The sequence below is a fragment of the Mycobacterium sp. NPDC049093 genome (assembly GCF_040704635.1).
Taxonomy (GTDB): Bacteria; Actinomycetota; Actinomycetes; order Mycobacteriales; family Mycobacteriaceae; genus Mycobacterium.
Genome location: NZ_JBEZJS010000001.1, coordinates 969,996 through 983,819 on the forward strand (window position 1 = coordinate 969,996; position 13,824 = coordinate 983,819).

Annotated in this window: 15 protein-coding genes; 11 read left to right on the forward strand and 4 right to left on the reverse strand. The window is 66.1% G+C overall.

The features are described from left to right. Positions 1 to 266 precede the first annotated feature (266 nt). Both AB0876_RS04785 and AB0876_RS04790 read left to right on the forward strand, forming a co-directional pair. Positions 267 to 1,751 carry an amino acid ABC transporter substrate-binding protein/permease gene (locus tag AB0876_RS04785; protein WP_491839733.1) on the forward strand — a complete coding sequence of 495 codons (1,485 nt, stop codon included), beginning with the start codon at positions 267 to 269 and terminating at the stop codon, positions 1,749 to 1,751. After that, positions 1,748 to 2,521 (forward strand): amino acid ABC transporter ATP-binding protein, encoded by a 774-nt coding sequence (locus AB0876_RS04790; RefSeq protein WP_526041363.1) that lies wholly within the window; start codon positions 1,748 to 1,750, stop codon positions 2,519 to 2,521. The genes AB0876_RS04785 and AB0876_RS04790 overlap by 4 nt, the downstream gene beginning before the upstream one ends. Position 2,522: 1 nt before the next feature. Here the strand turns inward: AB0876_RS04790 and AB0876_RS04795 are convergent, their stop codons facing one another. Then, a complete protein-coding gene (locus tag AB0876_RS04795) occupies positions 2,523 to 3,125 on the reverse strand; it encodes a TetR/AcrR family transcriptional regulator (protein WP_526041364.1) in 603 nt (200 codons plus the stop codon). A gap of 105 nt (positions 3,126 to 3,230) precedes the next feature. Here AB0876_RS04795 and AB0876_RS04800 point away from each other — a divergent pair, with 105 nt between their 5' ends. Next, positions 3,231 to 4,118, forward strand: a complete 888-nt coding sequence (locus AB0876_RS04800) for an alpha/beta fold hydrolase (protein ID WP_526041365.1) — start codon at positions 3,231 to 3,233, stop codon at positions 4,116 to 4,118. On the opposite strand, the gene AB0876_RS04805 is transcribed toward AB0876_RS04800, so the two are convergent. Further along, positions 4,091 to 4,795 (reverse strand): DUF3060 domain-containing protein, encoded by a 705-nt coding sequence (locus tag AB0876_RS04805; protein WP_491839729.1) that lies wholly within the window; start codon positions 4,793 to 4,795, stop codon positions 4,091 to 4,093. The two genes, AB0876_RS04800 and AB0876_RS04805, sit on opposite strands and share 28 nt — an antisense overlap. 243 nt (positions 4,796 to 5,038) lie before the next feature. Here AB0876_RS04805 and AB0876_RS04810 point away from each other — a divergent pair, with 243 nt between their 5' ends. The 7 genes from AB0876_RS04810 to AB0876_RS04840 all read left to right on the forward strand — a co-directional run bounded on the left by AB0876_RS04810 (position 5,039) and on the right by AB0876_RS04840 (position 11,044). Beyond that, positions 5,039 to 5,878 (forward strand): peptidoglycan recognition protein family protein, encoded by an 840-nt coding sequence (locus tag AB0876_RS04810; RefSeq protein WP_526041366.1) that lies wholly within the window; start codon positions 5,039 to 5,041, stop codon positions 5,876 to 5,878. A 111-nt stretch (positions 5,879 to 5,989) separates the two neighbouring features. Continuing rightward, the gene (locus AB0876_RS04815) at positions 5,990 to 6,445 is read left to right on the forward strand and encodes an MTB12 C-terminal domain-containing protein (RefSeq protein WP_526041367.1); all 456 of its coding nucleotides are present in this window, start codon (positions 5,990 to 5,992) and stop codon (positions 6,443 to 6,445) included. A 7-nt stretch (positions 6,446 to 6,452) separates the two neighbouring features. Beyond that, positions 6,453 to 7,160, forward strand: a complete 708-nt coding sequence (locus AB0876_RS04820) for an ABC transporter ATP-binding protein (RefSeq protein ID WP_526041368.1) — start codon at positions 6,453 to 6,455, stop codon at positions 7,158 to 7,160. Next, complete coding sequence (locus AB0876_RS04825) at positions 7,157 to 7,945, forward strand: ABC transporter permease (protein WP_526041369.1); 789 nt, start codon at positions 7,157 to 7,159, stop codon at positions 7,943 to 7,945. Before AB0876_RS04820 ends, AB0876_RS04825 begins: the two co-directional genes overlap by 4 nt. Beyond that, positions 7,942 to 8,754 carry a methyltransferase domain-containing protein gene (locus AB0876_RS04830; RefSeq protein ID WP_526041370.1) on the forward strand — a complete coding sequence of 271 codons (813 nt, stop codon included), beginning with the start codon at positions 7,942 to 7,944 and terminating at the stop codon, positions 8,752 to 8,754. The genes AB0876_RS04825 and AB0876_RS04830 overlap by 4 nt, the downstream gene beginning before the upstream one ends. Positions 8,755 to 8,828: 74 nt before the next feature. Continuing rightward, the gene (locus AB0876_RS04835; protein WP_491839723.1) at positions 8,829 to 9,503 is read left to right on the forward strand and encodes a helix-turn-helix transcriptional regulator; all 675 of its coding nucleotides are present in this window, start codon (positions 8,829 to 8,831) and stop codon (positions 9,501 to 9,503) included. 449 nt (positions 9,504 to 9,952) lie between these two features. Continuing rightward, the gene (locus AB0876_RS04840) at positions 9,953 to 11,044 is read left to right on the forward strand and encodes an MmpL3/TtfA transport complex stabilizer (protein ID WP_491839722.1); all 1,092 of its coding nucleotides are present in this window, start codon (positions 9,953 to 9,955) and stop codon (positions 11,042 to 11,044) included. A gap of 1 nt (position 11,045) precedes the next feature. On the opposite strand, the gene AB0876_RS04845 is transcribed toward AB0876_RS04840, so the two are convergent. Both AB0876_RS04845 and AB0876_RS04850 read right to left on the reverse strand, forming a co-directional pair. After that, complete coding sequence (locus tag AB0876_RS04845; protein ID WP_526041371.1) at positions 11,046 to 11,741, reverse strand: response regulator; 696 nt, start codon at positions 11,739 to 11,741, stop codon at positions 11,046 to 11,048. A 31-nt stretch (positions 11,742 to 11,772) separates the two neighbouring features. Next, on the reverse strand, positions 11,773 to 13,329 hold the full coding sequence (locus tag AB0876_RS04850) for an ATP-binding protein (protein WP_526041372.1): 1,557 nt from the start codon (positions 13,327 to 13,329) through the stop codon (positions 11,773 to 11,775). A 184-nt stretch (positions 13,330 to 13,513) separates the two neighbouring features. Between AB0876_RS04850 and AB0876_RS04855 the strand changes: the two genes are divergently transcribed. After that, on the forward strand, positions 13,514 to 13,780 hold the full coding sequence (locus AB0876_RS04855; RefSeq protein WP_491839719.1) for a hypothetical protein: 267 nt from the start codon (positions 13,514 to 13,516) through the stop codon (positions 13,778 to 13,780). Positions 13,781 to 13,824 lie beyond the last annotated feature (44 nt).

Here is a 13,824-nt window from a genome sequence, read left to right on the forward strand (position 1 = left end):
GTGGCGCAAAGGGGACCTTCCCTGCGCAACTATCCTCGCGCACAGGACAATTCGACGACCCGTCGGCTCCTGTGGCTCACCCACCCGCCCCTGCGAGGCCGCGAACCACGCTGAGATGAGCTGCGCGCGCCGTCCCAGGCGGCACGCAGTCCGGCCGTGCGACTCCATCGAGTCGCCGAACCGTGCCCCGGTAAATCCCGCCCTAATCGCAGTGACGGCGATAGCGTGGGAACTCGTCGTTTCACACCTGGATAGGAGACTGGGCGATGAGATCCGAATCCGCGCCGGGTATCGCCGGAGTAATCCGGTTCCCGCACCGGCTGCTGGCCGCCGTCGTGGCGTTGTCGGTCGGACTGATCGGGGCCGCGATGCTGGCGCCGGCCCGAGCCGCCGCCGAGGGCGAGACCTACGTCGTCGCTACCGACATCACCTTCGCGCCGTTCGAATTCCAGGACGAGCAAGGAAAATTCGTCGGGATCGACATCGATCTCCTGAACGAGATCGCGGCGAACCAGAAGTTCAACGTGACCATCAAGCCGCTCGGCTTCGATGCCGCGCTGCAGGCCGTCCAGGCCAACCAGGCCGACGGCGTGATCGCGGGCATGTCGATCACCGACGAGCGCAAGAAAGTTTTCGACTTCTCCGACCCTTACTTCGAGTCCGGCGTGCAGATGGCGGTGCTGGAGGACAACCAGGACATCAAGTCCTACGCGGACCTCAAGGGCAAACGGGTCGCGGTGAAGAACGGCACCGAGGGTGCGGCGTTCGCCGAGTCGATCAAGGACAAGTACGGCTTCCAGATCGTCTCATTCGCGGATTCGTCGTCGATGTTCGAGGAGGTCAAGACGGGTAACTCCGTCGCGGTCTTCGAGGACTATCCGGTACTCAACTACAACATCCAACGGGGCAACGGGTTCAAGACCGTCACGCAAAAGGAGAAGGGTTCCAGTTACGGCTTCGCGGTCAACAAGGGTCGCAACGCCGAGTTGCTGGCGAAGTTCAACGCGGGCCTGAAGGAACTCAAGGACTCCGGCCGGTACGACCAGATCATCGAGAAATACCTCGGCGAAGGGGCCGGCGAGGCCGACAACTCGTTCATCGGACTGCTCAAGAGCACATTCCCGTTCCTGATGACCGGCCTGAAGATGACGCTGATCCTCACGGTGGTGTCGATCGCCATCGCGCTGGTGCTCGGTATCGTCTTCGGGCTGTTCCGGGTGTCGCGGTCGATCGTGCTGCGGGCAATCGGTACCACCTACGTCGATATTTTCCGAGGCACTCCGCTGCTGGTACAGGCGTTCTTCATCTACTTCGGTGTCCCGCCGGCACTGGGAATCCAGATGACCGCACTGACCGCGGGCATCATCACGCTCTCGCTCAATGCCGGGGCGTACATGACCGAGATCGTCCGCGGCGGGATCCAGTCGGTGGACAAGGGGCAGATGGAGGCGGCCCGCAGCCTGGGCATCGGCTATCTACCGACGATGCGCAAAGTGATTCTCCCGCAGGCTATTCGGACCATGATCCCGTCGTACGTCAATCAGTTCGTCATCACCCTCAAAGACACCTCGATCCTGTCGGTGATCGGCATCGCCGAACTGACCCAGACCGGGCGACTGATCATCGCCCGCAACCTTCAGTCGTTCACCATGTGGCTGATCATCGGCATCATTTACTTCATCGTCATCATGGCGCTCACCAAATTCTCTGACAGGATCGAGAGTCGGCTTGTAGGAGGCAGAGGGAAATGACCCAGCTGGTACCGGAAGCGGCGGCGGCCGAACCCGAGGGCACTGTCAAGATCCGCATCGAGGGCCTCAAGAAGTCATTCGGCGACCTGGTGGTGCTCGACGGGATCGACACCACGATCAGCAAGGGCGAGGTGGTCTGCGTCATCGGACCGTCCGGATCGGGAAAATCCACCTTTCTGCGGTGCCTCAACAAGCTCGAGGACATCACCGCAGGAAAGGTCACGGTCGACGATTTCGATCTCACCGACCGCAGGGTGGACCTCGACAAGGTCCGTCAGCACATCGGCATGGTCTTCCAGCACTTCAACCTCTTCCCGCACATGACCGTGATCGACAACGTCACGCTGGCGCCGCTGTTGACCGGGAAGATGGACAAGGCCACGGCGGAGAAGCGGGCCATCGAGCTCCTGACTCAGGTCGGGCTGGCGGAGAAGGCCCATGTCAAACCCGCCACGTTGTCGGGTGGCCAGAAGCAGCGCGTCGCGATCGCCCGCGCCCTGGCGATGAACCCGTCGATCATGTTGTTCGACGAGGCCACCAGCGCGCTGGACCCCGAGATGGTCGGCGACGTGCTGCAGGTGCTGCGTGATCTGGCCGAGGGCGGCATGACGATGGTGGTGGTGACCCACGAGATGGGTTTCGCCCGCGAGGTGGCCTCCCGGGTGATCTTCATGGCCGACGGCAACATCGTCGAGGACGATTCGCCGGCCGAGGTGTTCGACAACCCGAAACATCCTCGGCTGCAGGAGTTCTTGTCGAAGGTGCTGTAGTTCAGCCCACGAACAACCCGTCGACCAGCGCCCGGGCCACCACGCCGGCGTCGCGCCGGGCCGCGGCCGGATCGTCGGCGGTCGCGATCAGCAGGGCGGCCTCGTCCAGCGCCCCGACGATCATCGACGCCAGGGTCTCGACGGGAAGGTCGGGGAGTTCACCGGCCTCGACGGCGCTACGGATGCCGTCGCGGAGGGCTCCGAGGTAATTGCGGTTGTCGATCTCGCGCATCTGAGCGAATCCCAGCGCGGCGGGCGCCTGCAACACGCTGATCCGGGCCACGGTGGGGTCGAGGCAGCCGTCGAGGAACTCCTCGATGCCTGTCTCGAGTTGGCCGCGGCTGGTGGCCTGGGCCAGCGCTGCCGGGAGCACCCGCTGTGCCAACTGGCCTTCGACGTCCTCGTAGACCGCTCGGAACACCGCCTCCTTGGTGGGGAAGTGGTAGTACAGGGCGTTTCGGGTCACGGCGGCGACCCGCGCGATGTCCCCGGTGGAGACGGCCGCGTAGCCCCGCTCGACGAACAGTGATCGCGCCGCGGCGACGAGCGCCGAGCGGGTGGCCTCGCTGCGTTGTTCGCGGCCGTCGCGTGCGTCTTCACTCACGGGGAAATTTTAACAAGCTGTATGTATTGATGTTCTGCCAATGATGTGTTTGCATACAGTCTGTATTGATTTATGTCCCGATGCTCGCGGCGAGAGGGCAGGTAGATGATCACACTCAGCTCCCGGCGGACGGTCCCGTTGCCCTGCGGCCCGGTCGGCGTGCGCGAATGCGGTGACGGCCGTCCGGTCGTCCTGCTGCACGGACTCGTCGCCAACGGATTGGTCTGGCGTCACGTGGCTGACGGCCTCGGCAACGGAATCCGTTGCATCGCACCCGATCTGGCGCTCGGCTCGCACATCCCGGCGTTGCCCGACGCCGATCTCACCCTACCCGGGCTGGCCCGCACCGTCGTCGACCTGCTCGACGCGCTGGAGATCCCGCAGGCGGTGCTCGTCGGCAACGGCTACGGCGGCGACATCGCCCAGGTGGTCGCCGCGTGTCACCCGCAGCGGGTCGAGGCCCTGGTGCTCGTCGCCACCAACGCTTTCGACTCCGACCCGTGGCCGGTCAAACTGCTGTCCCGGCTCGCCTCGCTGCCCGGTGCCGGACTGTTGCAGTCGACGTTGATCGGTCTGAAGTCCGTGCAGCGTCTCCGGATCACCTACGGCGGTGCGACCAAGCGCCCCATCCCGGCCGACATCATGGCTTCCTACCTGCGGCCGTTGCGCAGTGATCCGTTGGTGCGAAACGATTTCCGGCGTTTCCTCAGTGGGTTGTCGCCGGCATACCTGGCGGAGTACTCACCCCGGCTGGCCGACTACGACCGACCCGCGCTCGTGGTCTGGCCACGCGAGGAACGTTATTTCCCCGCAGAAGGAGCTGCGCGTCTGGCGCAGACGCTGCCGCAGGCCGCACTCAAATTCATCGACGACTCCTATGCCTGGGTGCCAGAGGACAATCCGGCGCCACTGGTGGGTCTGCTCGACGAATTCCTCCGGCGCCTCGACCGCCCGGCGGAATCCGATCAGCCCGCCTCGACCACGTTGGACTGACCCGATTTGCTCACCTCGGGTTCCCCGCTGCGGTAGGTGACCCGGTTGTCGAATCCTGACACCCCGATGGTTTCGACGGATTCGACGGTGATGACGTTCTCGACGCCGGACACGGTCACCGCGATGCAGTGGCCGAGGATCTCGATCTCGTTCTCGATGCCGCTCACGATCACGGTGTTTTCCCGGCACTCGACGGTCCGGTGCTCCTTGATGCCCGAGACGATCACCGTTTCTCCCGCCGGAACCTCAGTGGGTGCAACGGATCCGGGCACTGGCACTCCGTTGATTGTTGTCTGCCGGATTGTCGTCGACTGGCTGTCGGTGACCGTGTCGGTGTCGGCTGCGTCTGTGGTGCGTGTGTCGGTATTGCTGAACATCACAGTGGCCGCGATACCGCCGGCGACCAGGATCACCGTCAGTGCGCCGAACAGGATGAAGAACGGCGTGGCGCCCGAAGTGCGTCGCGGTTGCGGCGGAGCGGGGTAGGGCTCGTAGCCCGGCCACGGAGCCGGGGGTCCCGGGGGCGGTGGCGGGAATGCGTTGGTCCACGGCTGGGTCGGCGGTGGACCGGAAGGGCCCGCGGCTTTACCGATGCCCAACTCGGATGCTTGGGCGGCGTCAGCCAACGGGCGCTCGAGCTCCCGAATGCGAGCCTCGGGGTCGTCCTTCGGATCCATGCGCAGATGCTCGCACATCTGACCGCCGATGCGGACGGAAAGACCGGCTGCAACCAGGTCGATATGTTTGCTTACCGTGCTGGGGGCGAATGTGCTTCCAGGGTGCTGAGCAGGTGGTATCGCCGTGGGCAAAGGTATTGACACATAACCGGTCTGACCGCGTCGGTGAGAGTGAGGCGCTGTCGGTCCCCGCGCGTACGCTTGGTCCCACAGGTGGTTTGCTGCGTAAGAAAAGGATTCTCAGTGCCTCAGACAGGACGATGGACCGGGGATCCGGTCTGGTTGGCCGACGTGCTCCGCGCCGAAGGTATCGACCTCGTCGAGTACCCGGGCTGGCGCACCCGGGGGCACGGTGATTTCAAGGACATCCGCGGGGTGATGGTGCATCACACCGGGTCGGACACTGCCACCGCTGCATCGATTGCCAGTGGGCGCCCAGACCTGCCCGGGCCGTTGTCGCAGTTGCACATCGCGCGCGACGGAACGGTGACGGTTGTGGCACTAGGGGTGGCCTGGCACGCCGGTGTCGGCATGTATCCGTGGTTGCCGACGAACATGGGCAACTGGCACATGATCGGTATCGAGTGCGCCAACAGCGGTACCAGCCCCACGGCGCCGCATCGCAAAAACTGGCCTGATGCACAGTATTTCGCTCTGGTGCGGTGCTGCGCCGCGATCAACCGCCGGTTGGCGCAGAGCGCAGAACGCACCATAGGGCACAAGGAATACGCCGGCCGCGCGCAAGGCAAATGGGATCCGGGCGCCATCGACATGGACATCCTGCGCACCGACATCCAGGCGCAGATCGGCGATGTCGGCAAGCCGGCGCCGACACCTCGACCGCCTGTGCCCGTGGGGCAGTACACCGATGTGCTGCTGTATCGGCCCATGGAGGGTCCGGAGGTCGCCGCATTGCAGCGCCGGCTCAAGTCCGCCTACGCGGCATATGCGGGGGATCTCGAGGTCGACGGTGTCTTCGGACCGCAGACCGAGGCTGCGGTCAAGGAGTTCCAACGGCGCACCCGCGGGCTGAAGGTCGACGGCATCGTCGGCCCGGCCACCGCGGCCGCACTGCGGCTCTGACGCCTGCCGCGCAAACTTTCGCACCCTGCGTTCCCGACGAAGGTGTTGCCTTAGGCTAACCAAACTTCTATGGTTAACCGAATACTTCTCCTTCAAATTAAGGAACCGCTGATGAAGCGCCTGATCTGCCTGGTAGCCAGCGCTGTTGTCGTGCCCTTTTCAGTGGCGACAGCGCCCCTCGCCAGCGCCGAGGACTTCGCCATCACGGCGCCCGTCCCCACGCTGGAGGAACTCAATGCCCAGATCCAGCTACTCGTAGCGAGCCAGGCGCCGGATCACGTCAAGGCCGCACAACTAGAGGGCGGATCACGGGCGGTGATCGTGCCGAAGATGGTCTACCGGATCGGCATCTTTCGCGCCCCGAAAGGCTCGGCGGTGGTGACCGGGCCCGAAACCCACGACGGCAACAGTCACACCGCGGTGATCAACGGCAGCCGCGTCGGTCAGCCCACCCTGCAGATCCCCGCCGAATGGCGCTATATCGACGGGCAATGGAAGCTGGCGAGCAAGTCGATGTGCAACGGCATCTCGACCCTGGGCCTGCCCATTCCGTGCAATTTCCAGTGATCCGGCGATGATCGAGGTCCGCGGGCTGACCAAGGCGTTCGGGAACACGCCGGCGCTGACCGATGTCAGCGCTTCCTTCCCGGCCGGTACGGTCACCGGTCTGCTCGGCCTCAACGGTGCCGGAAAAACCACGCTGCTCCGTGTGATCGCAGGCATGGAGCGGGCCGACAGCGGCACAGTGACGTTGTGCGGGAATCCAATTGACGACTGCGCCGAACCCACGCGGATGCTGGGTGTGCACTTCGACCCGATGGCGATGGATCCGCGACACAGCGCCCAGCGCCATCTGTCGTGGCTGGCGGCGCTGGGCGACGTCGCCCGCGGACATATCGACGACGTGCTGGAGCAGGTTGGGCTGGCCGAACTCCGGCACCGACGCATCGCGCAACTGTCGATGGGCGCACGGCAGCGGCTCGCCATCGCCAGCGCCCTGTTGGCCGAACCGCAGGCGCTGATCTTCGACGAGCCCGTCAATGGCCTGGACGTCCCCGGCATCGTGTGGCTGCGGGAGTTGTTGCGGCAGTTGGCTGCCGAAGGGCGGACCGTGGTGGTGGCCAGCCATCTGCTCGGCGAGGTGGCGTTGACCGCGGACCGGCTGCTGGTGATGGACCGGGGCCGGGTGGCCGCTGTAGGCAGCCTTGACGAGGTCCTGCCTGTCGGTGCCGATCCGCGGCAGCACCTCGAGGCCCTGCTCCTGCGGATGGCCGCGGCGTGAGCGGGGCGGTGCTGCGCAGCATGCGCGCCGAGCTGATCCGCACCGGCGGACGCGGGCCGCTGTGGAGCGTCCTGGTCCCGGCCGCGGTGGTCCTTCCCACCGTGATCACGTTCCTGATCGCCTATGTCGCAGAGCGATTCGCCCGAATCCCGGGCCAGAGCTATGTCCAGCAGGTGTCGACCACGAACGCGGCGTACTGGGTGATCACGGTGACCGTCGTGCTGGCTGCGTTGGCGGCAGCCCACGGCCAGGCCCACGAATTCCGCTACGGAGCACACCAATACGTGCGGTTCGCACTGCCACGTGCATCGGCGGCCCTCGCCGGCAAGTGGTTGTTCTACGGACTGCTCGGGGCCTTGGTGGCGGCAGCCATGGTGGTGCTGGTGCTCGTCGCACTGCCCTGGGTGTCGGGGTCGGTCTACGGGCAGGTCTCGTTGACCGATCCGCACGGTGTGCGTCTGCTGTGGACGGTGCCCGTCTACGCGTTCTTCGCGGCGGGTCTCGGGCTCGGCGTGGGTGCGGTGATCAGAACACCGGCCGCAGCCGTCGGAGTGATCCTGTTGTGGGTGTACGTCATCGAAACTGCCGTCGGCTACCTGCCCGGCGGCTATTCGCTGCAACGGTTCATGCCGTTTCTCAACGGGGTCTTCTCCACCGGGCAGGACATCGTCCTGAACCCGCCATGGGGACCCGACCTGGCCCTGGCGTACACGTGCGCCTTGTTTTCCGTTGTCCCGCTGTGCAGTACGTGGTGCATGGCCCGCAGAGGAGGAATCACGAGATGACCGGCAAGAACGATCTGCCGCTGGCGCAACGGTCCGACGCCGATCTGCCCGGGCACTGGCTGCTGGCCCGGCTCGGCAAGAGGGTGCTCCGCCCCGGAGGGCTGGAGCTGACCACCCGACTGCTCGCTGCCGCCCGAATCAGCGGCGCCGACGTCGTCGAACTCGGGCCCGGGCTGGGCCGGACCGCCACCGACATCGCCGCATGCGGGCCCCGCTCGTACGTCGGCGTCGACGACAGCTCGACCACGTCGGCCCCGCTGCAGAAAGTGGTGGCCGACACCGGCGGCCGATTGGTGGCTGCCGACGCCGCCAGCACCGGACTGGACGCCGGCTCGGCGGATGTGGTTGTCGGCGAGGCCATGCTGACCATGCAGGGCGACAAGGCGAAGCAGGCCATCGTCGACGAGGCCTTCCGGGTCCTGCGCCCCGGTGGGCGCTACGCCATCCACGAACTGGGCCTGATGCCCGACAAACTCGCCGACGAGATCAAGGACGACATCCGCCGCCAGATGGCCCGCGCCATCAAGGTCAACGCCCGGCCGCTGACCGTGGCCGAATGGACCGAGCTGCTGACCGGCGCGGGATTCGAGGTGGTCACTGTCGAACGTGCCCCGATGGCGCTGCTGGAACCGCGCCGGGTGATCGCCGACGAAGGCCTGTTCGGAGCGTTGCGCATCGTCGGCAACGTGCTGACGCACCCGGCCGCCCGCAAGCGGGTCCTCCACATGCGCAAGACCTTCAACCGCTACCGCGATCATCTGACCGCGGTAGCGATCGTCGCCACGGTGCCTGCCGCAGAATCGAAATGACTCCCGCCGCCGTGCCGAATGGGCGGCCCGCCGCCGTGCCCGATAGGCGGCCCGCCGCCGTGCATGATGTGGTCATGCCCCGGCACGGTCAACGCATCGAATCGGATCGGGCAGTCGGCCAGCAGCGGCAGCGGGTTCTCGACTTACTGCGCGCCGCAGACAGCCCGGTGGACGCCCGACAGATCTCCGAGACACTGCAGATCCACGTCACCACCGCCCGGTTTCACCTGAGCACCCTCGAAGACCAGGGCGTCATCCGCCGCGGCGGGGCGACATCCGGGGGTGGGCGCGTCGGACGACCGCGGCTGACCTATGAGATCGCCCCACGACTCGACTACGCCGACATCGTCGCGCTGTTCGCCGCGCACCTCGGCGGTACCCCCGCCGAACGGGAAGCTCGGGCACTGCGCATCGGTGCCGATCTGGCCCGTCGAGTACGCGTGGCGCGCCGGCGCAGTGAGACGTCGATCGCCGACCTGGTGGTGGCCACCCTGGGTGAGCTGGGATTTCAGGTCCGCTCGGTGCTCACCTCGTTCGGTGAGGTGGCCGTGGAGATCTGCACCTGCCCGCTGGCCGAGGTCGCGGTGGATTCCCCCGAGGTCGTGCGTGGCATCCAGCAGGGCCTGATCCAGGAAGTGATCGACTTGAACGCCGAGGTCATCGGCGGTCGGTACGCGGCGTCGGTGCGGCCCGACGCCCGGCACGGGTCGTGCGAAGTGAGCCTCGTCCTTCGGCCGGTGTCGGGGTAGTTGCTGCCGACAGCGAACTGCCGATTCGGCATGACTCATCTTTCACAGCAGTAACACATATCGGCCGTCACTGCAGGCTGCCCGGTGTTGACGCTCTGGAAAGTTTGCTGGCGTGTCGCAGTGTGATCTACCGCTCACTTTTGCCGGCGATGGTAAGAATTGCTATTGACGGTCCCGCTGCTCGTGAAATGCGCCACGTCTAACCCAGCCTGCGAAGTCCCTGGTAACAGGGTTTTAATCAAATGCGACCAAAAGGTAACGAGTCGATAACGAAGAATTTCCTAAGCACATTCTGAGAGAGAATTGGCCTGTGCGACTTATTCGCTGTGAAGTCGTCCGGGACCTGTCGGTTTCGTCGCTAGACTCAAATGCAACCGCGCCACTCCCGGCGCAGATCAACCTGGAATCTAGAGCCGGTGACATCCTTGCCGGCGGAGGTGCCGATAACGATGGCAAACAACTTCCTGCGCGCGCTGGTCGCAGCGCTGCGCGCTGGCCACGATAATCGCGCCACCGACGATTCGACTGCTCGCAGCGTCGCATTCGACGGTGCACTGGACGACATCGACGTGGCCGGTCTGGCCGCGGTCGGACGCGGGCCGATCGGCGACATCGCCATCGATCCCGAGCGTGACACCGTGGTGGTCACCAACACCGGCGCGCAGAGCCTGACCGTGATCAACCCTCACACCATGGGTGTTGTGGGTTCGGTCCGCCTCGCCGGAGACCCGTTCGCCGTCGTCGTCGCGGATGACCGCGCCTACGTCAGCGTCGCCACCCCCGGGCACGACGCGATCGTGGCGGTCGACACGATCACCGGTGCGGTGCTCAACGAGTACCCGCTGGCCTTCAGCGTCACCGCCCTGTCCATCAGCCCTGACGGCAAGCGGGTGTTCGCCGGCCGCGCGGGCCACGAGCGCATCGACATCGCGGTCATCGACACCACCGCCGAGCGCGTCGGCACCATCGACATCGCCACCGGTGCGGGTGTCAACCTCGACGCCCTGCAGATCGACTCGACCGGCAAGCGCCTGTACGTCGCCACCTCGGACTTCCGCGGCAGCCGGTTGGTCGTCGTCAACACCGAGACCGCTCAGGCGCAGGCCACGGTCTGGATCGGTGCTCCGATCCGTGACATCGCGATCGGCGACGGCGTTGCCTACGTGCTCACCTCCGACCTGGCGCATCGCGGTGTGGTGCACACCGTGGACCTGTCCGCGGGGACCGTGGTGGACGCTGTCGAGATCGGCGGGGCACCGACCCAGCTGGTGCTGAACCCTGATGCCACCCGCGCGTACGTGGTCGACTACGACCGTGTCATCGTCTGGTGCACGTTGACCAGCGAGATTCAAGGCAGCATCGACGTGCACGAACAGCCTGCGGCGGTTGCCTTGCAGGACAACGGCACCCGGCTCTACATCGCCGACTACGCCGGCCAGGTCAACGTCTTCGACGTCGCCGAATCGCTGTACTCGCAGCTGGTGTCGACGGATGCAGTCGAGATGCACCAACTGCCCGCGCTGGCGCCGGCCGGCGTCTGATTCAACGCCACCTGTAGCGGGTGCGCGGCCGCCCGGCCTTGCCGTACTCCGTGGCGCGGGTGACGGTACCTTCGTCGGCCAGGCGCTCGAGATAGCGCCACGCCGTCACCCGTGACACTCCGACCCGCTTGGCCGCCTCGTCGGCGGTCAGGCCGTCGGGTTCGTCGCGCACAGCCGCGGCAATCCCTTCTGTGGTCTGCGGCGCCGCACCCTTTGCCGAAGATCGGGCAGATTCGCTTGAGGCAACACGCAATTCGGCCAAAGCCCGGTCGACCTCGGCCTGGCTGGCGGCATCGGTTCCCGACGGCAGCGCCGAACGGTATCGGCCGTAGCGCTCCAGCCGATCGCGAAAGGCCGCGAAGGTGAACGGTTTGAGCAGGTACGCCAGGGCGCCATGGGCCACTGCGGCGCGGACCATCTCCAGATCACGCTCGGAGGTGATCGCGATGATGTCGGGTGCCGGTCGCAACCCGGAAAGCCCGGATGCCAACGAGATTCCGCTGGCGTCAGGCAATCCGAGATCCAGCAGAACCAGGTCCACCGGATGCTCGGAGGCCGCGGCTCCGGCTGCCGCGCGCATCGCGTCGCGGGCGGTGTGCGCCACCGCTGCCACCGAAAACCCTTCCAGGCGGCCGAGATAGGTCTGGTGGGCCTCGGCGATCAACGGATCGTCCTCGACGATGAGCACATTGATCATGGGCTGTACCCTCGGCTGTTCGCGCAAGCGCTCATCGCGGCACCGTTGCCGTGACCACGGAGCCGTACGTGACGTCGGTGTGCAGCGTCCCGCCGTGCCGTTTGACCGTCTGCGCCACCAGAGCCAGGCCCAGGCCGTGGCCGGAGGCATCGGATTTCGTCGAATATCCGCGCTGCATAGCCCTTTCGAAGGTGTCCGGATCCATCCCGGGTCCGCTGTCGGCGACCCGGATCAACAACTCGCGATCGTCCTGGCTCACCGTGACCTCGATCCACGGATCCTCACGGTCACACGCATCCATGGCATTGTCGATCAGGTTACCCAGCACCGTCACCATCTCTTGTCCGGAGAGCACGGTGTCGGCGGACAACTGGGTGTCCTCCGTGACGGTCAGTGCGATCCCACGTTCGTCCGCCTGGGCCGTCTTGCCGAGAAGTAGTGCCACCAGAGCCGGTTCACCCACGGCCTGCGACAACCGGTCCACCAGGCGTTGGGACAACTCCAACTCGCTGGTGGCGAACCGGACGGCGTCCTCGGGCCGGCCCATCTCCACCATGGTGACCACCGTGTGCAGCTTGTTCGCCGACTCGTGCGCCTGTGCCCGCAACGAGTCGGTCAGGACCTGCAGCGAGCTGAGTTCACCCAGGGCACCCTGTAGTTCGGTGCGATCACGGATCGTGACGACCTCGGATCCGGAACCGGCGACGCGGGCCCGGTTGACCACGAGCACCCGGTCCCCGGTGACATGCAACTCGTCGCGCACCCCAGGGGCGGTGCTGCGCAGAAATTCCGGCAGGTCCTGTGTCCGCACCGGCCCAGGCCCGAGCCCCAGCAGTCGGCGGGCCTCGTCGTTCACCAGCGCCACACCGTCACGATCGAGCACGATGAGCCCCTCGGACACCGAATGCAGGATCGCGTCGTGGTGGTCGTACATGACCCGCAACTCGTCGGGTCGCAGCCCCCGCGTCTGACGCAGCAGCCTGCGCCGGATGGCCCACACCCCGACCAGCGAAATCCCCAGCGCGGCAGCGGTTACCGCAACGATCACCGGGATCTGCGCACGCCAGCGCTGCCCCAGGGTCTGCTGGGTGATACCCGCCGACACCAGACCCACGATGCGGCCGTCGCGACCACGCACCGGTGCGATCGCGCGCACCGACGGGCCCAGCGTCCCGGTGTAGACCTCGCTGAAGGTGTCGCCGCGCAGCGCCGGCTCGACCGTGCCCAGGTAATGGCCGCCGATCTGGCTGGGATCGGTGTGGGTGAACCGGATGCCGTCCGGCGTCATGATCGTGATGAACGCGATGCCCGTCGCGGTACGCACCGCCTCGGTTACCGGCTGCAAAACCTGTGTCGCAGTGCCGGATTCGATGGCCGCGGCAGTCGACGGCGAATCGGCCAGGGCCGTGGCGATACCGATCACCTGTTGCCGGGCCGCATCCTCACCATCGCGGCGGGCATCGAGGAGGGCCAGCGCCGTGCCTGCCAGCACCACCACTGCGACCACGAGGACCTGCAGGGCGATGGCCTGCCCCGCCAATGAGCGCGGCCAGACCCGCCCCGACAGTCGTCGCCACCAACGCGTCACCGCACCTCCGATTGTGAAGGCAACAATCTTCCCAAATAGTGGCGCGGATATCCGCTGGTAGCGAGTTCGCGCCGGCAATTCTGCGACCTTCGCGACCGTCAATTCGGGGCTGCTGTTCGCGGGCGCGGAGTCGTAGAATCTGACCATGAGCAGGGGTCGAGGGTAGATCCAAGGGAGACCTGCGATGAGCGTGATTCATCGCTTGACGACCATCATCATGGCCGCGGTTGCGTCACTGGCAGTGGTGACGGCGATTTCCCCGGCGGTCGGTAACGCGACCGAGTGCGGGGTGGGCACCGTCTTCGACCCACCGTCGAACACCTGCGTGGCGGCGCCGTTGCCGCCGCCTCCGCCACCCCCGCCGCCGGCGTGGAACGGCGATATCACGCCCTACTTCTCGGTCGGCATCTGCGCACCGATCCCATTCGTCTCGCTCTGCACAGGCATCTGAGCAATCGATCGTCGATCCGGTCCCCGAAGCCGCTCGCGTAGGGG

Coding starts and splice junctions, on each gene's coding strand:
- AB0876_RS04790 (WP_526041363.1), top strand. CDS start 1,748: ATGACCCAGCTGGTACCGGAAGCGGCGGCGGCCGAACCCGAGGGCACT.
- AB0876_RS04835 (WP_491839723.1), top strand. CDS start 8,829: ATGCCCCGGCACGGTCAACGCATCGAATCGGATCGGGCAGTCGGCCAG.
- AB0876_RS04805 (WP_491839729.1), bottom strand. CDS start 4,795: ATGGATCCGAAGGACGACCCCGAGGCTCGCATTCGGGAGCTCGAGCGC.
- AB0876_RS04785 (WP_491839733.1), top strand. CDS start 267: ATGAGATCCGAATCCGCGCCGGGTATCGCCGGAGTAATCCGGTTCCCG.
- AB0876_RS04855 (WP_491839719.1), top strand. CDS start 13,514: ATGAGCGTGATTCATCGCTTGACGACCATCATCATGGCCGCGGTTGCG.
- AB0876_RS04800 (WP_526041365.1), top strand. CDS start 3,231: ATGATCACACTCAGCTCCCGGCGGACGGTCCCGTTGCCCTGCGGCCCG.
- AB0876_RS04815 (WP_526041367.1), top strand. CDS start 5,990: ATGAAGCGCCTGATCTGCCTGGTAGCCAGCGCTGTTGTCGTGCCCTTT.
- AB0876_RS04820 (WP_526041368.1), top strand. CDS start 6,453: ATGATCGAGGTCCGCGGGCTGACCAAGGCGTTCGGGAACACGCCGGCG.
- AB0876_RS04845 (WP_526041371.1), bottom strand. CDS start 11,741: ATGATCAATGTGCTCATCGTCGAGGACGATCCGTTGATCGCCGAGGCC.
- AB0876_RS04830 (WP_526041370.1), top strand. CDS start 7,942: ATGACCGGCAAGAACGATCTGCCGCTGGCGCAACGGTCCGACGCCGAT.
- AB0876_RS04840 (WP_491839722.1), top strand. CDS start 9,953: ATGGCAAACAACTTCCTGCGCGCGCTGGTCGCAGCGCTGCGCGCTGGC.